The 20,595-nt window shown below is 61.0% G+C and carries 18 protein-coding genes; 10 read left to right on the forward strand and 8 right to left on the reverse strand.

Translation table 11 applies throughout. The features are described from left to right. From ACKLNA_RS08000 to ACKLNA_RS08020, 5 genes are all read left to right on the forward strand, one after another. A partial coding sequence (locus ACKLNA_RS08000) for a hypothetical protein (protein ID WP_408985864.1) occupies positions 1 to 94 on the forward strand: 94 nt, incomplete at its 5' end. A 97-nt stretch (positions 95 to 191) separates the two neighbouring features. Further along, positions 192 to 1,598, forward strand: a complete 1,407-nt coding sequence (locus tag ACKLNA_RS08005; protein WP_085731279.1) for an amino acid permease — start codon at positions 192 to 194, stop codon at positions 1,596 to 1,598. Between the two features lie 115 nt (positions 1,599 to 1,713). Further along, positions 1,714 to 2,640 (forward strand): LysR family transcriptional regulator, encoded by a 927-nt coding sequence (locus ACKLNA_RS08010; RefSeq protein WP_408985865.1) that lies wholly within the window; start codon positions 1,714 to 1,716, stop codon positions 2,638 to 2,640. A gap of 104 nt (positions 2,641 to 2,744) precedes the next feature. After that, positions 2,745 to 3,371 carry a glutathione S-transferase family protein gene (locus ACKLNA_RS08015; RefSeq protein WP_408985562.1) on the forward strand — a complete coding sequence of 209 codons (627 nt, stop codon included), beginning with the start codon at positions 2,745 to 2,747 and terminating at the stop codon, positions 3,369 to 3,371. A 45-nt stretch (positions 3,372 to 3,416) separates the two neighbouring features. Continuing rightward, on the forward strand, positions 3,417 to 5,441 hold the full coding sequence (locus ACKLNA_RS08020) for a pyridoxamine 5'-phosphate oxidase family protein (protein ID WP_408985563.1): 2,025 nt from the start codon (positions 3,417 to 3,419) through the stop codon (positions 5,439 to 5,441). 4 nt (positions 5,442 to 5,445) lie between these two features. On the opposite strand, the gene ACKLNA_RS08025 is transcribed toward ACKLNA_RS08020, so the two are convergent. The 8 genes from ACKLNA_RS08025 to ACKLNA_RS08060 are packed head-to-tail and all read right to left on the reverse strand — an operon-like array spanning position 5,446 to position 14,431. Next, positions 5,446 to 6,576, reverse strand: coding sequence for a glycosyltransferase family 4 protein (locus tag ACKLNA_RS08025; protein WP_408985564.1), 1,131 nt, complete (start codon positions 6,574 to 6,576; stop codon positions 5,446 to 5,448). Beyond that, complete coding sequence (locus ACKLNA_RS08030; protein ID WP_408985565.1) at positions 6,577 to 7,707, reverse strand: glycosyltransferase family 4 protein; 1,131 nt, start codon at positions 7,705 to 7,707, stop codon at positions 6,577 to 6,579. After that, positions 7,691 to 9,058, reverse strand: a complete 1,368-nt coding sequence (locus tag ACKLNA_RS08035; RefSeq protein ID WP_408985566.1) for a glycosyltransferase family 4 protein — start codon at positions 9,056 to 9,058, stop codon at positions 7,691 to 7,693. Before ACKLNA_RS08035 ends, ACKLNA_RS08030 begins: the two co-directional genes overlap by 17 nt. Continuing rightward, a complete protein-coding gene (locus tag ACKLNA_RS08040) occupies positions 9,055 to 10,305 on the reverse strand; it encodes an ABC transporter ATP-binding protein (RefSeq protein ID WP_408985567.1) in 1,251 nt (416 codons plus the stop codon). Before ACKLNA_RS08040 ends, ACKLNA_RS08035 begins: the two co-directional genes overlap by 4 nt. Continuing rightward, positions 10,305 to 11,102, reverse strand: coding sequence for an ABC transporter permease (locus ACKLNA_RS08045; RefSeq protein ID WP_408985568.1), 798 nt, complete (start codon positions 11,100 to 11,102; stop codon positions 10,305 to 10,307). The genes ACKLNA_RS08040 and ACKLNA_RS08045 overlap by 1 nt, the downstream gene beginning before the upstream one ends. Beyond that, on the reverse strand, positions 11,103 to 12,545 hold the full coding sequence (locus ACKLNA_RS08050) for a mannose-1-phosphate guanylyltransferase/mannose-6-phosphate isomerase (protein ID WP_134828579.1): 1,443 nt from the start codon (positions 12,543 to 12,545) through the stop codon (positions 11,103 to 11,105). It lies immediately after the preceding gene. 3 nt (positions 12,546 to 12,548) lie between these two features. Then, positions 12,549 to 13,520 (reverse strand): GDP-mannose 4,6-dehydratase, encoded by a 972-nt coding sequence (gene gmd / locus ACKLNA_RS08055; protein ID WP_085708757.1) that lies wholly within the window; start codon positions 13,518 to 13,520, stop codon positions 12,549 to 12,551. Beyond that, complete coding sequence (locus ACKLNA_RS08060; protein ID WP_408985569.1) at positions 13,517 to 14,431, reverse strand: GDP-mannose 4,6-dehydratase; 915 nt, start codon at positions 14,429 to 14,431, stop codon at positions 13,517 to 13,519. The genes gmd and ACKLNA_RS08060 overlap by 4 nt, the downstream gene beginning before the upstream one ends. Before the next feature lie 413 nt (positions 14,432 to 14,844). Here ACKLNA_RS08060 and ACKLNA_RS08065 point away from each other — a divergent pair, with 413 nt between their 5' ends. From ACKLNA_RS08065 to ACKLNA_RS08085, 5 genes are read left to right on the forward strand one after another with little or no spacing between them, the layout of a single operon-like run. Next, complete coding sequence (locus tag ACKLNA_RS08065) at positions 14,845 to 16,425, forward strand: glycosyltransferase (RefSeq protein ID WP_408985570.1); 1,581 nt, start codon at positions 14,845 to 14,847, stop codon at positions 16,423 to 16,425. Then, the gene (locus tag ACKLNA_RS08070; RefSeq protein ID WP_408985571.1) at positions 16,419 to 17,723 is read left to right on the forward strand and encodes a glycosyltransferase; all 1,305 of its coding nucleotides are present in this window, start codon (positions 16,419 to 16,421) and stop codon (positions 17,721 to 17,723) included. Before ACKLNA_RS08065 ends, ACKLNA_RS08070 begins: the two co-directional genes overlap by 7 nt. Beyond that, the gene (locus ACKLNA_RS08075; protein ID WP_408985572.1) at positions 17,720 to 18,631 is read left to right on the forward strand and encodes a class I SAM-dependent methyltransferase; all 912 of its coding nucleotides are present in this window, start codon (positions 17,720 to 17,722) and stop codon (positions 18,629 to 18,631) included. Before ACKLNA_RS08070 ends, ACKLNA_RS08075 begins: the two co-directional genes overlap by 4 nt. Then, positions 18,628 to 19,782 (forward strand): acyltransferase family protein, encoded by a 1,155-nt coding sequence (locus tag ACKLNA_RS08080; RefSeq protein WP_408985573.1) that lies wholly within the window; start codon positions 18,628 to 18,630, stop codon positions 19,780 to 19,782. The genes ACKLNA_RS08075 and ACKLNA_RS08080 overlap by 4 nt, the downstream gene beginning before the upstream one ends. Then, complete coding sequence (locus tag ACKLNA_RS08085) at positions 19,776 to 20,594, forward strand: class I SAM-dependent methyltransferase (protein WP_408985574.1); 819 nt, start codon at positions 19,776 to 19,778, stop codon at positions 20,592 to 20,594. Before ACKLNA_RS08080 ends, ACKLNA_RS08085 begins: the two co-directional genes overlap by 7 nt. Position 20,595 lies beyond the last annotated feature (1 nt).

The raw sequence follows: 20,595 nt of genomic DNA on the forward strand, positions 1-20,595 counted from the left end.
CTTCTTTGCGCCGGACATTAATGCGGCGACTGAACTGCTGGCGTCGCGCACGCTGAATGATCTGGTGCCGGCGAACCTGCTGCCGAGTCTGTAAGTGCCTCATCGCCAACAGGCTGTCTTCCACTTTGCGTGGAGGCCGGCCTGTTGGCGTTTCGATTTTTGCGTCGAATAAAAATAAATAAGGACGAAAAATGCAGCAGTCAGCAAAAGGTTTGAAACGCGGGCTCTCGGCCCGACACATTCGCTTCATGGCCCTGGGATCGGCAATCGGTACCGGGCTGTTCTACGGTTCTGCGTCGGCCATCCAGATGGCCGGTCCTGCGGTTCTGCTCGCTTACCTGATCGGTGGCGCAGCGGTGTTCATGGTCATGCGCGCCCTCGGCGAGATGGCGGTGCACAACCCGGTCGCCGGCTCGTTCGGGCAGTACGCAAGCACCTACCTCGGCCCCATGGCGGGCTTCATTCTCGGTTGGACCTACGCGTTCGAAATGGTCATCGTCGGCATGGCCGACGTGACGGCGTTCGGCATCTACATGGGCTTCTGGTTTCCGGAAGTCTCGCGCTGGATCTGGGTACTCGGCATCGTTTCGGTGGTCGGCGGCCTGAACCTGTGCAACGTCAAAGTCTTCGGTGAAATGGAGTTCTGGCTGTCGTTGCTCAAGGTCGCGGCCATCGTCGCGATGATCCTCGGCGGCTTCGGCATCATGCTGTTCGGCATCAGCACCGCCCCCGGGCAGGCCACCGATATCAGCAACCTGTGGACCCAGGGTGGCTTCATGCCCAACGGCGTGGGCGGCCTGATCGCCTCGTTTGCGGTGGTGATGTTTGCTTTCGGCGGCATCGAAATCATCGGCGTGACTGCCGGTGAAGCCAAGGACCCGCACCGCGTGCTGCCCAAGGCGATCAATGCCGTGCCGATGCGCATCCTGCTGTTCTACGTGCTGACGATGCTGGTGCTGATGTCGATCTTCCCGTGGCAGCAGATCGGCAGCCAGGGCAGCCCGTTCGTGCAGATTTTTGACCATCTGGGCATCAGCTCGGCGGCCACCATTCTGAACATCGTGGTGATTTCGGCGGCGGTGTCCGCGATCAACAGCGACATCTTCGGTGCAGGCCGGATGATGTACGGCCTGGCTCAGCAAGGGCATGCACCGAAAGGTTTTGCGCGCCTGTCGCGCAATGGCGTGCCGTGGCTGACGGTGATCGTGATGAGCTGCGCGCTGTTGCTGGGCGTGTTGCTGAACTACCTGATCCCGGAAAACGTGTTCCTGCTGATCGCGTCCATCGCAACCTTCGCCACGGTGTGGGTCTGGCTGATGATTCTGTTCACCCAGGTGGCCATGCGTCGCTCGATGACGGCCGAGCAGGTGGCGCAACTGAAATTCCCGGTACCGTTCTGGCCGTACGCACCGATGGCAGCGATTGCTTTCATGCTGTTCGTGTTCGGCGTGCTGGGTTATTTTCCGGATACTCAGGCAGCGTTGATTGTCGGCGTGGTCTGGATCGGATTGCTGGTGCTGGCGTATCTGACGTGGGTCAAACCGGCGGCCGGACAGGCTGCACGGGTGACCGGCGATCAGCCGGTTTCTCAGTCCTGACCTGATCGGGAAACATTCCGGGTCTGCATCGCGTTGTCGGGATGCAGACACCGGAATCGAATCACAGATGAATCGCAGCAGTTGCTGCGATTTTTTTATCCACTTCGGGGACACCATGGATCGCTTCCAGGAAATGCACATCTTCGCGGCCGTTGCTCAGGAACAGGGCTTTTCCGCTGCCGCGCGGCGCTTGGGGCTGTCGGCGGCCAGCGTCACCCGGGCGGTGGCGGCGCTGGAGCAGCGGATCGGTACGCAATTGCTGATTCGCACCACCCGCAGCGTGCATCTGAGCGAGGCGGGCCAGCGTTACCTGGAAGACTGTCGGAGGATTCTTGCCGAGGTGCAGGAAGCGGAAGACTCCGCCGCCGGCAGCCACACCCAGCCCCGTGGGCAATTGACGGTGACGGCGCCGGTGCTGTTCGGCGAGCTGTTTGTCACACCGGTGATGGCGGGTTATCTGACGCAATACCCGGACGTTTCCATCAACGCCTTGCTGCTGGATCGCGTGGTGAGCATGGTCGAGGAAGGGGTCGATGTAGCGATCCGTATCGGTGAGTTGCCGGACAGCAATCAGCATGCGATTCGGGTCGGTGAGGTGCGGCGGGTGATCTGCGGCTCGCCGGATTATTTTGCAGCGCATGGGCGACCAACCCATCCACAGGATCTGGCCGGCGCGCCCGTGGTGGCGACCTCGTCCATCGGGCAACTGCGCAACTGGCCGTTTCTGGAGGACGGTGAACCCCTGGTCGTCCGCCCCGAGCCGAGACTGGTGGTCACCGGCAATCAGGCGGCAATTACTGCCGCTTGCCTGGGGCTCGGGCTGACCCGGGTGTTGTCTTATCAGGTCGCCGGCAAGATCGCTTCCGGGGAGCTGGAAATCGTCCTCGCCGAGTACGAGTTGCCGCCGCTGCCAATCCACGTGGTGTATCAGGGCGGGCGCAAGGCGCCGACTCGGGTGCGCAGTTTTGTCGACTACACCGTGAACGCCTTGCGCGGGCATCCGGCCCTGAAAAACGCGGCGTTATTTCATCCAGTGAAATAATGGATTGCGTTTGCTGGTGATTCTGTTGTTTTCGCGATAGGCGGAAGATGGCTGCCACGGTTGTCGCCCATTCCGGGCGGCGCAAACGTCCAGCGGAGTCGACCATGCAAGCGATCAAACTCTACAACTTCCCGCGTTCCGGCCACGCCCACCGGGTCGAGCTGATGCTGTCACTGCTGCAATTGCCGACTGAACTGATCTTCGTCGATCTGGCCAAGGGCGAGCACAAACAACCCGAATACCTGGCGATCAACAGCTTCGGACAAGTACCGGCCATTGATGACAACGGCGTGGTGCTGGCCGATTCCAACGCGATTCTGGTGTATCTGGCGCAGAAGTACGGCAACGGTCGCTGGCTGCCGGACGATCCGGTCGGCGCAGCGCGCGTCCAGCGCTGGTTGTCGGCGGCGGCCGGGCCGATTGCCTTTGGTCCGGCGGCAGCGCGGCTGGTCACGGTGTTCGGGGCAAAACTCGACGCCGATGAAGCGATCACCCGTGCGCACAACCTGCTCAGGGTGATGGATCTGGAACTGGGCAAGACTCCGTTCCTGGTCGGCAGCGAACCGACCATCGCCGACGTTTCGGCCTACAGCTACATCGCCCATGCGCCGGAAGGCAATGTGTCGCTGGACGACTACGCCAATGTGCGCGCCTGGCTGGCGCGGATTGAAGCATTGCCAGGTTTCGTCGCGATGCCACGCACCGTTGCCGGTCTGCAAGCCACGGCTTGAGGTTCATCGTCCAGACTGCGCCGCTGGCGTGGGGGAGAGGTCGTCATGGAACGTTCACCCTGGCACGCCGGCGAGCGGCAACTGCAAGCGCAGGTCGGTGTTGCCGAGCGCATGGAAGAATTCGGTCGCAAGGTGATTCGCACCTGGATGCCGGATCAGCACCGTCAGTTCTATCAGCAATTGCCCTTCATGCTGTTCGGCGCGGTGGACGCCGATGGCCGTCCGTGGGCCAGCGTGCTGGAGGGCGAGCCGGGTTTCGCTCACTCTCCCGAGCCGACGCAGTTGCACTTCGACAGCCTGCCTGCTGCCGATGACCCGGCGCAGTTGCAGGACGGCGCGGCGATCGGTCTGCTCGGCATCGAGTTGCACACCCGTCGGCGCAATCGCCTCAATGGCCGCATCGGCAATCTTGGCACGAGCGGTTTCGATTTGACGGTGGATCAGTCCTTCGGCAACTGCCCGCAGTACATTCAGTTGCGCCAGTTCCAGCGGGTCCCGCTGACGGATCCGCAGACCCGGCGCGCCGAACATTTCGATGGGCTTGATGACGCGGCGGTCGCGCTGATCGAAACGGCCGACACCTTCTTCGTCGCCAGTTATGTCGATGTCGATGGCGAGCGCTCGGTAGATGTTTCCCACCGTGGCGGCCAGGCCGGTTTCGTGCGGGTGGAGGGCAATCGCCTGACCATCCCGGATTTTGCCGGTAACCTGCATTTCAACACTCTCGGTAACTTGCTGCTCAATCCCCGGGCCGGCTTGCTGTTCATCGACTTTTCCACAGGTGACGTGCTGCAGCTCAGTGGCCGTACCGAGGTCATTCTCGAAGGACCGCAAATCGCAGCCTTCCAGGGCGCCGAGCGGTTGTGGACGTTCGAGGTGGAAAAAGCGGTGCGGCGTCCGGGGGCGCTGGCCCTGCGCTGGCGCTTCGACGGCATGTCGCCGACCAGTCTGCTGACCGGCACCTGGGCCCAGGCCGACGCGCGTTTGCAGGCGCAGGCTCTGGGCGATAGCTGGCGGCCGCTGCGGGTTACGCGGATTGAGGCGCAGAGCCAACACATTCGTTCGTTCTACCTCGAACCCGTGGACGGCGCCGGTTTGCCGGTGTTTCAGGCCGGGCAGCATCTGCCGCTGCGTTTCAATCTCGATGACGAGGTGTTCATTCGCACTTACAGTTTGTCTGGCGCTCCGTCGGACGACTTCTTCCGGATCAGCGTGAAACGTGAAGGGCGGATATCGACACACCTGCACGATCAGGTGCGCGTCGGTGATGTACTGGAGGCGCGCTCGCCCCAAGGGCATTTCACCGTGGCGCCGCTGGAGCGCAGGCCATTGGTGTTGCTGGCGGCCGGGGTTGGCATTACGCCGTTGCTGTCGATGCTGCGCGAGGTGGTGTATCAGGGCCTGCGCACCCGGCGGATTCGTCCGACCTGGCTGATCCAGAGTTCCCGCAGCCTTGCCGACCAGCCGTTTCGCGCGGAGCTGGACCGCTTGCTGGAGGACACCGGCGATGCGGTGCGGGTATTGCGCTTGCTCAGTCAGCCTGAGCCCGATCTGGTGGAAGGCGAGGATTACGACCTGCACGGGCGCATCGACGGTGCCTTGTTGAGGAGCCTTATCGACGAATTCGATCAGATCGACTTTGTTCTCTGCGGCCCCGGCGCTTTTACCCAAGGTCTGTACGACAGCCTGCGCGAACTGGACGTGCGCGACGACCAGATACACGCCGAGACTTTTGGTCCTTCGACCCTCAAGCGCCAGGCCGATCCGGACGCCATGGTGATCGAACAATTGCCGGCCGCCACCACTTCGGTGCCGGTGGTCTTCGAACGTTCGGCCAAGGAAGCGCGGTGGCAGCCCGAGGGCGGCAGTCTGCTGGAGCTGGCCGAGAGCCGTGGCCTGCGTCCCGAATTCAGCTGTCGCGGAGGATCATGCGGCACCTGCAAGACGCGGCTGATCAGCGGCGCGGTGAATTATCCACAGCCACCGGCCGAAGTGCCGGAGGAAGGACAAGTGCTGATCTGCTGTGCGGTGCCGGCGCAAAGCGCCCTGCCGCTGGTGCTGGATCTGTAGAGGATCAGGCGTAGGACAACGCCTTTTCCTCCAGCAGTTCCTGATACAGCTCCGTCCACTTGCGGCCCATTTCCTCGGCTGTGAATAACTGCCGGTAACGGGCTTCAGCCTTGATGCCCATTTCGGCGGCGCGGGCCGGGTTTTCCCACAGGGTACGCATCGCTTCGCGAAACGCCTGTGGATGACTTGGCGGCACCACCAGCCCGGTTTCGTTGTGGATATTGATGTAGCTGGTGCCGGTGCCGATCTCGCTGGAGATCATCGGCTTGCCGTACATCGCACCTTCCAGCAGGGAAATGCCGAACGCTTCCGAACGCAGGTGCGACGGAAAGACGATGGCATAGCTCAATTGCAGCAGGGCGACCTTGTCTTCATCGCTCACCCGCCCGAGGAAATGGATGTTGCGCAGCCCCAGCGCAGCCGCCTGGGCGTGCAGTTCCTGTTCCAGCGGGCCGGCGCCGACGATCACCACCGGGTAGTCCACGTCTTTCAAGGCATCGAGCAGGATGTGCAGGCCCTTGTAGTAGCGCATCACCCCGACGAACAGGAAAAACTTATCCCCAAGCTGCTGGCGCCAGCGGTTCATGCGCTCGACGTCGGGCTGTGGATAACCGGCCTTGTTCAGACCGTAGGGGATAACGCGGGTCTTGTCCTGGAACTGCTGCAACACATCGCTGGTGTGCAGGTAGTTCGGCGAGGCCGCGACAATCCGGTCGGCGCTGGCGAGGAAGCGGTTCATCAGCGGACGGTAGAGTTTGAGCAGGTTCTTCTGGCGAATGATGTCCGAGTGGTAGGTCACCACACACGGTTTGTTCATGCCGCTGGCGAAATGCACCAGGTCCATGAACGGCCACGGGAAGTGATAGTTGATCACGTCGGCTTCGGCGGCCAGTTCGCGAAACTGTTTGAACACACTCCAGGAAAACCCGGTGGAGGCGAACTGGATGTCGAGCCTGGCGCGATGCACTTCGTGCTGGCCCAGTTGCAGCACCGCAGGCTCGGGATTGGCGCTGAGGGTCAGCACCTGGCCTTCGATACCGTGCTGGGTGCCGCTTTCGCAGAGCTGGAAGATCACTTGCTCGATGCCACCGACCGAGTCAGGCAGGTACGTCTTGAAAAAATGAAGAACTCGCATTCAACCTCCCAAAGCCTGGCGGTAGGCGCAGGCCGTGGCCTGCGCGCAACGCTTCCAGGAAAAAAGCCGTGCCTGCTGCAATCCGGCTTCCCGGCATGCCTGCCAATGCGCTTGATCGTCTATCAGGCGGCTCAGCGCATCGCGCAGGCCGTCTGCATCGTCAGCTTCAATATAGTTACCGGCGGGGCCCGCCACTTCCGGCATTGCCGAAGAGCGAGTGACCACCACCGGCGTGCCACTGGCCATCGCTTCCAGTACCGGCAGGCCAAAACCCTCATACAACGAGGGAAAAACCAGCGCCCGGGCGCCGGCCAGCAATTGTGCGACCTGCTCATCCGGCAAGTAGCCGAGCAGGCACACATGACCGCTGGCCAGGGCCTGACGCAATTCGTCACTGAACTGTTCGCGCTGCCAGCCGGCCATGCCGACGATCAACAGCGGGAAGCGCTGGCGCACGGCTTCGGGCAATAGCGCGTGGGCGCGCAGGGCCAGGCTCAGGTTCTTGCGCGGCTCCAGCGTGCCGACGCACAGGAAATACTCCCGTGCCTCCACGGCATGCGCCTTGAGCACCGTGTCGATGGCTTGCGGTTCGCGCGGATGAAAGCGCTCGGCGACACCCAGGGGCGCGACCACAAAGCGCTCGGCGGGCAGTCCGAAATAGCGTTGGGCTTCGTCAGCGATGGCTTGCGAGTCGGTCAGAATCACCCGCGCCTGCCGGATGCCGTCGGCCAGTCGCCGCTCGATTTCCTTTAGTCGTGCCTGCGGCTGCGTTTCCGGGAAATGCAGGTGCGTCAGGTCGTGCAGGGTGATCACGGTCGGGCCGTCGAAGGCCAGCGGCCACAGGCTCGGTTCGTGGTACAGGTCGATGTCGGTTGCGCGCCCCTGATCGAAGCGCTTCTGTTCCAGCCAGCGGCGTGCCTGGTAGGCGCCGGGGATCTTGCGCAGCATCGGGGTCAGACGCGAGTAACCGGGCATCGCCGCTTCCGGCAACTGCGAACTCCAGCCCCAACCGTGGAACAGCGCCACGTCGATATCGGTCTCGGTGTGCAGGGCGTTCACCAGTTCGGCGACGTAATGGCCGATTCCAGTGCGCGGCGCCTGGAGAATCCGCGCGTTAAGGGCTATGCGCATGGGACCTCGCTTGCGCCGCAGGCGCCTGCAGCACATGGCGTGCGGTGCGTTCAGCCAGTTGCTGACTGGCTTCGCGCCAGCCGATCCATTGCCAGTCGGTTACATCACGGGCGGCGGGGAATCGGCCGCTGCGCTCGAAGGCCATGACCAGCTCGGCGAGCTGTTGCGGATCGTGCAGATCGAAATAGGCCATGAATTCGCCGCCGATCTCGCGGAACACCGCGATGTCGCTGCCCATCGCCGGCAATCCGCGCTGCATGGCTTCCACCAGCGGCAGACCGAAGCCTTCGACAAAGGACGGGAACACCAAGGCGCTGGAATGGGCATAGGCGTGCTCCAGGCTGGTGTCGCTCAGGTCGTTGAACATGAACAGGCGCCGGTTCAGTTCGGCGTGGTTGCGCACCCGGGCAAGCAGGGCGTCGCACTTCCAGCCGATGCGTCCGGCGATGCACAGGCGTGCGTTCGAACCGGCTGCCCAGGCGCGCTCGAAGGCATCCAGCAGGTAGTCGTGGTTCTTGCGTGGTTCGATGGTGCTGACCATCAGAAACACTGGCTCTGGTGTTGTGAACACACGCTCCAGCTGCGGTTCGACGGCGGCATCGACGCTCTGCAGATCCAGCTCGGAGCCGAGGTGGAAATAGTCGAACCAGCGCTTTTCGACTTGTGCCGGACCGAGGCGGCGCTGCACTTCCTCGCGAACCTGATCGCGCACCGTGGCGGAAATCGCCAGATAGCCGTCGGCGGTACGGGTAATCCAGTCGAACCATTCGCTGAAAACCTGCACCAGCCGCGTGTCGTAAAACTGCGGGTGGGTCAGGGGAATCAGGTCGTAGATCACTGCGACGATGCCCACGCCTTCGCGTTTGAGCCGTTCGGCATTCAGGAAAAAGTCCGAATGCCAGGACGAATCCAGCAACACCAGTTGATCGCCGGGTTGGTGCTCCAGTGGCTCGCAGCGTTTGGGCAACTGATAACGATTGACGCGTTCGATCAGCCGCAGCGGGATACTGAACAGGCCGAACGAAGCCAGACGATAGCCGACATACAGGACCCGCCGTATCGTTTTGTTGCGGCAATGGCTGTCGAGGCGTTGATGCAGTTGCCAGAAACGATGGGTCAGGCGTTCCAGCCGTGTGCCAAACGTGACAAGAGCGTTGAGCAGCGGTGAGTCCGACGGTGCCAGGCGTTTCACGCGGTACAGCTTGCCCTTGAGCATGACCACCGGTACGCATTCGACTCCTTCGGCACTTGGTGGTAACTGTTTGATGACGTTGCGGACGACCCGCTGAATCCCCGAATTGACTTTCGGATGCTGGAACACGTGGGTGCATTCCACCAGCAGACGATTCAAGGCGCACGCTCTACAAGAACTTCAGGATGCCGGGCGATCGATGTCCTGGCAGCCAGCCATGAACAGCCCACGAAATCTTCCTGGCGGTTGTTGATCACGTGGAATACCAGTCCGTAATCGCGCCATTCGAAATTGCGGTCCAGATGCGAGTCCAGTCGTGAGAGGCTCAGGGCCACAGAGTAATTGCCCTTTCCCAGCCCCATCACGAAGGCGAAGCGATAGGTAATCCGCTCGCCCGCATGCAGGTCTTCCAGTGCAAGATTCTGGCGATGGGTGTTGATGCCGTACATGGGTTGGCCGAGGCGATCCTTGATCATGAAACCGAGCACCAGCCGTTCGATGTCCTTGCGAACCTCGACGTCCACTTCCAATACGACGGGCTGGCCGACTTCGGCTGCCTCAATGGAGCGTTCGCATTCGTCCAGCAAGCGTACGCACAGGATGCCAGCCTCACCGGTGCCGGACACGGTCTGCACTTCACCACTGGAGAGCATTTCCTGGCGCACGACCTGGCCCTCGCGCTCAGCCATCAGGGCGTTGTAATAGTCGAGCACCACCTCCGGTTTATCGTACATGGCCATATGGCCATCCTTGAGCAGGATCGCCGAGTCGCAGATCGACTGGATCGCCGAGCGGTCGTGGGACACGATCAGCAATGTGGTGCCAGCCTTGCGGAAGCTGCGAATGCGTTCAAAGCTCTTGTGCTGGAAATAAGCGTCACCCACCGACAGGGCTTCATCGACGATCAGAATGTCGGGACGCCGCGCAGTGGCCACACTGAAGGCCAGGCGCATTTGCATGCCGCTGGAGTAGGTGCGGACAGGATGGTCGATGGCCTCGCCGATTTCTGCGAAATGTTCGATGTCGGGCATCAACGCTTCGATTTCGTCAACCTGCATGCCCAGCAACTGTCCGGCCATGATCGCATTCTGGCGACCGGTAAAGTCGGGGTGAAACCCCATGCCCAACTCCAGCAATGCGGCCACGCGACCCTTGATCTCGATCTTGCCGCAGGTAGGTTGAGTTGTGCCGGTGATCATCTTCAGCAAAGTGCTTTTGCCCGCACCGTTGGCGCCGACGATACCCACCGCCTCACCGGAGGCGATCTCGAATGCGACATCCTGCAGCACCCAGTGCTGGCGGTGGCGCGGAGCGGAAAACGGAATCAGCCACTCCGTCAGTCGACTCCAGCGTGTCGGATACAGCTTGTAAGCCTTGCCCAGGCCGGTTACGCGAATATGCCCCATCAGAGTTCATCCACCATTTCACCAACGCGCCTGCGAAACAGGCGCAGGCCGATCAGGCACATTCCCAACGTGGCAATGAACACTGGCAGCAGGGAACTCCAGACGGGCCATTGCCCATACAAGAACAGGTTTTGATAGCTGCCGATCAGATTGGTCAAGGGGTTGAGCTGGAGCAGGCGCTGGACCCACTCCGGGAGAATGCTCATCGGGTACACGATCGGCGTCAGCCAGAACCAGAACTGCAGGCAGATGGCGAAGAGCTGACCGACGTCTCGAAAGAACACATTCAACACGCCGAGAATCATGCCCAGTCCGGCGCAGAACAACATTTGCAGCGCAATCAGGGGAATCAGCGCCAGCAGCGCCATGCCCGGCCAACGTCCGGTGATCAGCAGAAACCCGAGGAACAGCCCGATGATGATGGCAAAGTTGATGGCGGCATTGCAGAGCACAATCACCGGCAGGCAGATTCTGGGGAAGCTGATCTTTTTCAGCAGGTTGGCGTTATCCAGAAACATGGTCTGGCTGCGCAGGGTGATTTCAGAAAACAGACCCCAGGCCAGCAGACCGGCGCAGAGGTAAACACTGTAGGCCATGCTGTCATCCACGCCCGGCAAGCGGGCGCGCATGATGTGGGAAAAGATCACGGTGTAAACGATGATCATCGACAGCGGGTTGAACACTGGCCACAGAGCGCCGAGCAGCGAGTTGCGGTAGCGCGATTGAAATTCTCGCTGCACGCTGCCGAGGATGAAACCTCGATAGCCTTGCAGCGAGCGATACAGGGAAAGCAGCATTTAAACCGTCCTGCCATATTGGTCTTCGAAGCGGACGATGTCGTCCTCTCCCAGATATTCACCGCTTTGCACTTCGATGATCACCAGATCGATCACGCCGGGGTTTTCCAGACGGTGCTTGTGGCCGGCGGCGATGAACGTCGATTCGTTCTTCGCCACCAGGGTCGTGCCGCTGCCGTTGTTGGTGACCTTGGCCATGCCTTCGACCACTACCCAGTGTTCATTGCGGTGATGGTGCATCTGCAACGACAGCTTGCCGCCAGGCTTGACCACGATGCGCTTGATCTTGAAGCGCGGGCCTTCCTCGAGCACGGTGTAGGTGCCCCACGGACGGCTGACCGTACGGTGCAGGCGATAGGCTTCGTGGGATTTGTCCTTGAGCTGCTTGGCCACGCGCCGCACATCCTGGGCGCGGTCGGCGTGGGCCACCAGTACGGCGTCGGCGGTATCGATGACGATCAGGTCTTCCACGCCCACAGCGGCCACCAATCGGCCTTCGCTCTGGACGAAGTTGTTGCGGCTGTCGATGAAGATGGCCTCACCGCTGGCGCGGTTGTTGTCGGCGTCGGCCGGCACCAGCGCGGCGACCGCGCCCCACGAACCGATATCGCTCCAGTCGAAACCGGCGGGCACGACCGCGACTTTTTCCGAGCGCTCCATCAGGGCGTAATCAATGGAAATGTCGGTGATTTCGGCGAACAACGCCGCAGAGAGTTCCTGTTGCAGGTAACCGGTGGTTTCCAGCGGCTCACTCGCCGCCATGCAGGCGCGGGTTTGTTCCAGCAGCTCGGGGGCGTGCAGTTGCAATTCGGCGATCAGGGTCGCAATGGAGAAACAGAACATCCCCGAATTCCACAGGAAGTTGCCGCTTTCCAGGTAGTGAGTGGCGGTTTGCAGGTCGGGTTTTTCCACGAAGCGCTGCACCTTGGCTGCGCCTTTTGCATCCAGCGGGGCGCCGGTCTCGATGTAGCCGAAGCCGGTTTCCGGGGCGGTCGGCACCACGCCGAAGGTCACAAGATAACCGTCCTTCGCCAGGTTGACTGCGTGTTCGACTGCACGCTTGAGTGCGTCTTCGTCGACGATCAAATGGTCGGCGGGCATCACCACCATGATGGCCGCATCACCATGCAGGGCTTGCAGCGACAGTGCCGCTGCCGCGATGGCCGGGGCGGTGTTGCGCCCGGTGGGCTCGAGCAGGAAGTGCCCGCGATGCCGGGACAGGCGCGCGGCCTGATAGTGATCCTTGCTCTGGAAGTAGTACTCGCGGTTGGTCACCGTGACGATGTCGCCCCAGCCGTCCAGCAGGCCGGCGGCGCGCCGATAGGTCTTGCCCAGCAGCGACTGGCCGTCGGGCAGGGTCATGAATGGCTTGGGATGGCCCTCGCGGGACACCGGCCACAAACGGGTACCGGCACCGCCGGACAGAATCACGGGAATCAGCATGGCCTACTCCTTGGCGACGCGTTTCATGTCCGCATCCATCATCATGCGGATCAGGGTGTCCAGGTCGGTCTTCGGTTTCCAGCCCAGCACGCGCTGAGCCTTGGCCGGGTTGCCGAGCAGTACTTCGACTTCGGCCGGGCGGAAGAACGCCGGGTCGATCTTCACGTAGTCGCGGTAGTTGAGGCCCACGTGATCGAAGGCGATGCGGCACATCTCGCGCACGGTAGTGGTCACCCCGGTGGCGACCACGAAGTCGTCAGGCTTGTCCTGTTGCAGCATCAGCCACATGGCTTCGACGTAATCGCCGGCAAAACCCCAGTCGCGCTTGGCGTCGATGTTGCCCAGGGCCAGTTCCTGCTGTTTGCCCTGCTTGATCCGGGCGGCCGCGTCGGTGACCTTGCGGGTCACGAACTCGATGCCGCGCAGTGGCGATTCATGGTTGAACAGGATGCCGCTGCTGGCGTGCAGGTTGAAACTTTCGCGGTAGTTGACGGTGATCCAGTGGCCATAGAGTTTGGCCACGCCGTACGGGCTGCGCGGGTAGAACGGGGTGTTCTCGTCCTGTTGTTCGGCCTGGATCAGACCGAACATTTCGCTGGTCGATGCCTGATAGAAGCGCGTGTGCGGGCTGAACTGGCGAATGGCTTCGAGCAGGTGAGTCACGCCCAGGCCATCGACGATGCCGGTGGTCACCGGTTGATCCCAGGACGCGGCGACGAAGCTCTGTGCGGCGAGGTTATACACCTCGTCCGGCGCCGACTTGATGACTGCGCGCTGCACCGAGCAGGCGTCGGCCATGTCGCCGTCCAGGTACACGATGTCGCCTTCAACGCCCATTTCCCGCAGGCGCCAGCGCGAGTCGCTGCTGCGTCGCGCCACCAGGCCGTGAACCTTGTAGCCCTTGTCGAGCAACAGTCTGGCCAGATAGGCGCCATCCTGACCGGTGATCCCTGTGATCAATGCACTTTTTGTCATTCTTGTCGTACTCGCTTCTCCCAGTCGGACAGGATCGCCCGCAGGGATTGTTGTATAGAGATTTGCGGCGTCCATCCTGTGGTCCGGGCGAGCCGTTGATGGCTGCCGCAGACGCGACGCTGATCGGCGCGACGCATGCGCGCCGGATCCTGAACCAGTTGCAGCTCGACCTCGGCCAGATCGCCCATCTGTTCGATGAGGCTGCGAATGCTTTGCTCATGGCCTGAGCAAATGTTGTACACCTGTCCCGGCGTGCCTTTTTCCAGCAGCGCGAAATAGGCCGAAACCACATCGTCGACGTCGAGGAAGTCCCGGGTGACATCGATGTCGCCGACTTCCAGTTGCGGCCCTTGCAGCCCCTGTTTGATGCGACTGATCTGGCGTGCGGCACTGGCGATCACGAAGCTGTCTTTCTGCCCGGTGCCGATGTGGTTGAACGGACGCGCCACCAGCACCGGCCAGTCTTCACTGAGGCCCCATTGCAGGCAGAGGTGCTCGGCGGACAGTTTGCTCACGGCGTAGGGATTGCGCGGGCAGGGCGGTTGTTGTTCGGTGATCGGCAGCGCAGCTTCGTCGACCTGGCCGTACACGTCACCGGAGCTGACGTACAGGAACGGGCCGTTGAAGCCTCTCGCCTTGAGGGCTTGCAGCAGGTTCAGGGTGCCGAGCAGGTTGATCTCGAAAGTGCGGGCCGGATCGCGAAAGGCTTCAGGCACGAATGTCTGGCCGGCCAGGTGAATGACGGCGTCAGGCAGTTGTGGCCAGAGGTCGACGAGACTGTGCGGTTTCGTCAGGTCATAGGGCGAAGCGGCAGGCAGCAGATTCCATGTCGAGTCGTCGAGCATGAGACGCGACTGGATATGTTGTCCCACGAATCCACTGAGACCCGTGATGAACAGACTTCTTTTCAAACAGCGACCCCTTGGTCTTTAACTCTCACCTTCCCCGCAGGCCTGGAGGGATGTCTGTCGGACCGTGTGTAAAGCTCGGCAGGAAGACTGGTGATGTCGTTGTTGTAGTTGTTTGGTTGCCAATCTGTGCCAATTGTTCGGCAATTTCAACCGGCCAAACCGTGACCGGTCAGTTCTCGTCAGCGTAGCCCGTTTTTTCTCGCCGGGCGGTTCACGAATCCTGAGTGGATGTGTTTAGAATGCCCCTCGCCACGATTGCCAGGACTAGTCGGGATCGTTGTGCGAAAAGGTGAATGTGACCACTAAAACAACAACAAGACGTGACCGTAGAGGAAGGGCGGGTAGCAATCCGACCCGATGCTTGGCCGTCATAGTGTGAGGCTGCCGGGAAGGCAGTTTCATCGTGGAATGCCATGAATTTCATTCTTTACTCGGACATCAACGACAGTTCCATCCACCAGACCCCGGAGCTGCCTGATTCCAGTTACTATTTTGTGCTGAAGGCCTGTCTTCCGCTGTTCGGCACTCTCGGGCAAGTCCACGTGGTGCATTCAGTCGCAGAGGTTGATCCTGTCTACCGCCAGTTGCTCGCTGCCGGCCAGGAGAGTGTCTTTCTTTCGTTCACCCGGCCGCAGAAGACCCCGATCGATCTCGAATGCCCGACTGTTTGCGTTGTCGTGTGGGAGTACGATTCGATTCCCGATGAGCAGTGGAACGACGACCCGCGTCAGGACTGGACGCGGATGCTGGCCGCGCATCGCCGAGCCATTACGCTGTCCAGCCACACGTCCCGAGCAATCCATCGGGCCATGGGAGAGGACTTCCCTGTTCTGGAATTGCCGGCACCGGTCTGGGAACGTTTCACGACGCTTCGCGGACAACACGTCAACGCGCCGGTCAATGCCGGTACGACGTTGACGGTCAATGGTTGCATATTTGATTCGCGTCTCCTGAACCTGCACCCGGATAATCTGCTGCCCAAGCCGCTCACCCCACAGGAGCAAGCCGAGCTCGAGGCCCGGCTGGAGGCTTCGCGCCCGCCACCACTGACCTTGAAGCGACGCTTTGTAATTGCCCGGCATTATTTGCGACTGTGGCTCCTGAACCCTGATCAAAATCCGGCGTCACCCGTGTCACGAGTGAGGTTCCTGCAGAACTGGTACTGGGAAGGGATTCACGATCTGGTTCCGGGAGCCGTGCATGAGTGGCTCGGCAAACATTTGCCCGATATCGCCGGCCCGCTGCCTGTTCCTCTGGTGATCCAGCCCCCTCCGAAGGATATGCCGGAATCTTCACCGCAAGCCCGGACCACGGTCGACGGCGTGGTCTACGTTTCGGTGTTCAGACCTACCGACGGACACAAGAACTGGTTGCAGATTCTGACGGCATTCTGCGCGGCGTTTCGTGACACGCCCGATGCCACACTGGTGATGAAATTTACCCACAGTGATATTGCTGCGGTGTACGCGCACTTGATGACACCACTGGCGCAACTGGCACCGTTTTCCTGCCGGGTAGTGATGATCCAGGGCCATCTGGAGGATCTCGAATATGCACGGCTGTGCCAGGCGGCGAGTTTTTACGTCAACGCTTCGCATAGTGAAGGTCTGTGCTTGCCGCTCATGGAGTTCATGGCGTGCGGCAAACCGGCAATCGCTCCCGATCACACCGCGATGCAGGATTACATCGACGAATCAGTGGCCTTTGTGGTCGGCTCCGGTGTAGAGGCGAGTACCTGGCCACATGACCCCCGCATGCTCTTTCGCACGCAGCGTTATCGTCCGGACTGGGGATCGTTGAAAAAGGCGTATGAAAGCAGTTACCGGATGGCGACGACCCGGCCAGAGGATTATCAGCGCATGTCGCTGGCGGCAGCTGAACGCATGCACGATTGCTGCGAGATGTCGGCGCTGCAAAAGCGTGTCGCCACTTTTTTCGGACTGCAGCCACAGGCCGGCAATATTGCCCAGGTTACGGATAACGCCTCATGCTGATCATCATCCATTCTGAAACAAACCAGCACACCATCAGTCGCAACCTCGGGCGTTCGGAATACAGCTACTACTTCGTGCTCAAGGAGTATCGGCCGGTGCTGGAGCGCCTTGGGCGGGTAATCGAGGTCACTGAGCCGGACACTGAAGTCGATGCGTTATATGCCGACTGCCAGTCCCGTGGCGAGCCTTGTGTGTTTCTCTCGTTTTCGCCACCACACCGCACACCGGTGCACCTGGCCTGCCCGACGCTGCCGGTATTCGCCTGGGAGTTCAGCACCATTCCCGATGAGCCGTTTGCCGGCGATCCGTTGAACGACTGGCGTACGGTACTCAATGCCTGCGGTGCTGCGATCACTCATTCCAGCTACACGGTCAACGCTGTGCGCGAGGCAATGAGCGCCGATTACCCGATTGTTGCCGTACCGGCCCCCGTCTGGGACCGGTTTGCGGCGCGCGGCGTCCAGTTGCAGGGGCAACCTGCAGGCGATTCGGTACGATTGAAGATCAAGGGTCTGGTGGTCGACAGTCGCCAGCTCGATCTGAACGACTTCGGCCCGGTATATCTGCGACGAGGCCGGGGAATCGATTTTCGCGCGCCGGTCACTGAACAGGTGCTGCTGCTTGAGGGTGTGGTTTACACCTCGGTGTTCAATCCTCGTGACGGACGCAAGAACTGGGAGGACATGATCAGCGCTTACTGCGCGGCGTTCCGTGAGAACGATGACGTCACGCTGTTGCTCAAGCTCACTCACCACGATGCCGAAGAAGCGCTTACCGACATCCTTCATCACCTTTACAAGAATCAGCCTTATCGCTGCCGTATCGTGCTGGTTTATGGCTATCTGGCAGACGCGGATTACGAACGTCTGGTGCAGGCGACGCGCTATGTCGTCAATACGTCCTACGGCGAGGGCCAGTGCCTGCCGCTGATGGAGTTCATGTCCTGTGGCAAGCCGGCAGTGGCACCCTGCACGACGGCAATGATCGATTATCTGAATGCCGACAACGCGTTCCTGATCGACTCGACTGAAGAGTTTACGGCCTGGCCGCACGATCCGCGCTCGGCTTACCGAACCCTGCGCCATGCAACCGATTGGGCCTCGATCTGCGCGGCTTATCGAGCCAGCTACGAGGTCGCCAGGAACCATCCGCAGCGTTATGCATCGATGTCGGCGCAGGCCGTGGAAAGTCTGAAAGGTTTTTGCAGTCAGGCCGTAGCCGAGCAGCGGCTGCAGGCATTCTTTGCTCAACTGTTCGAGGCGCGCGCTGCCTCCGCTCTGGAGGTTACCGGAGCATGATTCGTCGATTGATAAAGCGTTTTATGGCTGCCGCACAACCGCCGCAGATTGCTCAGCCTGAAGCCGGGCCGGTCGTTGAGTCGGCGCCTGAACCGCCATTCACCTGGTCGCCGCGCGATGTCGGTTTCCACGATGCAGTCCTCGATGGCTGGTTCCTCAACGACAGCGGCGAATTGCTCAAAGGCTTTGCGATCACACCCGAGGACACGGTGCTCGACGTAGGTTGTGGCGAGGGTGGCGCGACGATGTTTGCGGTACGTCAAGGCGCATCGGTGATCTTCACGGACAGCGAGCACGACAAAGTGCGCGATCTGGCCCGCCAGGTCGAGGCTCAGTGCACCAGGCCGAGTCTGGGGCTGGTCAGTGACAGTCTGCCATTGCCATTGGCTGATGGGTGTGCAAGCAAAGTGATGTGCATGGAGGTGCTGGAACACGTGGATCAGCCTGAGCCATTCATGGCCGAACTGGTACGCATGGGGCGTCCCGGCGCCTTGTATCTGCTCAGTGTGCCAGCGCCGGTTGGTGAGCATTTGCAGAAAGGCATCGCTCCCGCGAATTACTACCAGGTGCCTAACCACATACAGATTTTTACCCCGGAACGTTTCGCTGCAATGGTCGAAGACGCCGGTCTGGTCATCGAACATCGGCAGGCGTCCGGATTTTTCTGGGTGATGGGAATGATCTTCTTCTGGGCCAGCGAAAAGGCTGCTGGTCAAGACCCGGGCGGTGCGGTGCGCGATCGTATTCAGGCACCGTTCCATCCTTTGATGCAGGGTTGGGCCAGAACCTGGCATGAGATGCTTCAACAGCCCGACGGCCTTGCGATCAAGCAGGTGCTCGACCAGTTCATGCCCAAGAGTCAGGTAATCATTGCCCGCAAACCACTCGATTCAGGACGTGTGTCATGAGCGGCAGGCGGATCATGGACATCGAAGTCCTGCGTGCGGTCGCCGTGCTTGGCGTGCTGTTCCATCACCTGCAGGGCAGCCTGTTCACCGACCCGGTGCCGCTGCTTGAAAGGGTCCATGCCTGGGCGCAGCCGTGGTGGGGCGTTGACCTGTTTTTTGCCATCTCCGGGTTTGTCATCGCCCGCAGCCTGATCCCGGCGCTGCGAGGCTGTTCGACCCGTCAGGAATATTGGGAGCAGACGCGAAACTTTTGGTTGCGCCGCGTCTTTCGACTATTGCCGTCTGCCTGGCTATGGCTGGCGTTGATGTTACTGGCGTGCGTGTTTCTGAATCGATCGGGCGCGTTCGGCACGCTGTCCGCGAACGTCCAGGCCACCTTGGCCGGGGTATTGCAATACGCCAATTTCCGCTTTGCCGATGCGTTCTTTCATTACGAATACGGCAGCAGTTTCGTCTACTGGAGTCTGGCGCTGGAAGAGCAGTTCTACCTGCTGTTCCCGTTATTGATCATGCTGTGCCGCAAGCATCTGGTGTGGGCGTTGCTGGTGCTGGTGGCGGTGCAGCTGTTTACTGTGCGTACGCCGTTGCTGATGGTGATTCGTACCGATGCGCTGGCATTGGGCGTGCTGCTGGCAATGTGGAGCGTGCAGCCGGGTTATCGTCGTTGGGAGCCTGTATTCCTGCGTCGGCCATGGGCCGGTTTGTCCGCGCTGATCGGCCTCGGAGCACTGTTGAGTTTCATGGCTACCGACCGTTTCACCTTTGCCGGTTACCGCATCGGCTCTATTGCCGTGCTCAGTGCCGTACTGGTGTGGATCGCCTCGTATGATCGCGATTACCTGCTGCCGCCCGGTGCTCTGCAACGTCTGATGGCATGGATCGGTAGTCGTTCCTACGGCATTTACCTGATTCACATCCCGGCCTATCAGTTGGTGCGGGAACTGATCTTCCGTTTGCAGGGCGCCGGTCTGCCGAGCCCGGCGGGGCATCCGATCCTGACGCTGCTGATTGCCGGTGGGCTGATCGTGCTGCTCAGCGAACTCAATTACCGTTTTGTCGAAATGCCCATGCGCAATCGAGGCGCCATTCTGGTGAAGCGCCTCGGAACCTCGCGAACCGTCGCCTCGTCCTCTGGAGCCACCTCATGCTGAGCCTTCTGAAAAAACTCACGGCGGCTCCGGCCCCCGCGCAAGCTGTCGCACCAGTCGCCGACAAGGTGGATCCCTACATGCTCGGCCTGCACGATGCAGTGCTCAGCGGCTGGTTCAATCAGGAAACGGATGAGCTGTTCACGGGCTTTCATGTGAGCGCGGATGACACCTTGCTGGACGTTGGCTGCGGCGACGGTGGCAACGTGCATTTCTGTGGCATGCGCGGGGCGAAGATCATTATTGCCGACATTGATGCCGCCAAGGTTGAAGCGACCCGACAGCGCCTGAGTGATACACCGGCGCGCAGCATCGAATGCCATGTCACCGACTGCAACCCGCTGCCGATCGCCGATGGCACCGCCACGCGCGTGGTCTCCACCGAAGTCATCGAACACGTCGATGACCCGGCACAGTTCCTTGCCGAACTGGTACGTGTCGGCCAGTCGGGTGCGCTGTATTTGCTGAGCGTGCCGCACCCCAGCTCCGAAGAATTGCAGAAAGACATCGCAGCGAAAGAGTATTTCCAGAAGCCCAACCACATTCGCATCATCAGTGAAGAGCAGTTCAAGGCGATGGTCAGCGAGGCAGGGCTGGAGATCATCAGCCATAGCCAGTACGGGTTTTACTGGTCGTTGTGGATGTTGCTGTTCTGGGAGGCCAAGGTCGACTTCAGCAACCCGGATCATCCGCTGCTCAATCACTGGGCCGAGACATGGCAAGCGGTGCTCGACTCGCCGCGCGGCACGCAGATCAAGCAGGCGCTGGATGCGGTGGTGGCGAAAAGTCAGGTGATCATCGCCCGCAAGCCCTGAG

Source organism: Pseudomonas sp. UV AK001 (assembly GCF_046097675.1).
Taxonomy (GTDB): Bacteria; Pseudomonadota; Gammaproteobacteria; order Pseudomonadales; family Pseudomonadaceae; genus Aquipseudomonas; species Aquipseudomonas kribbensis.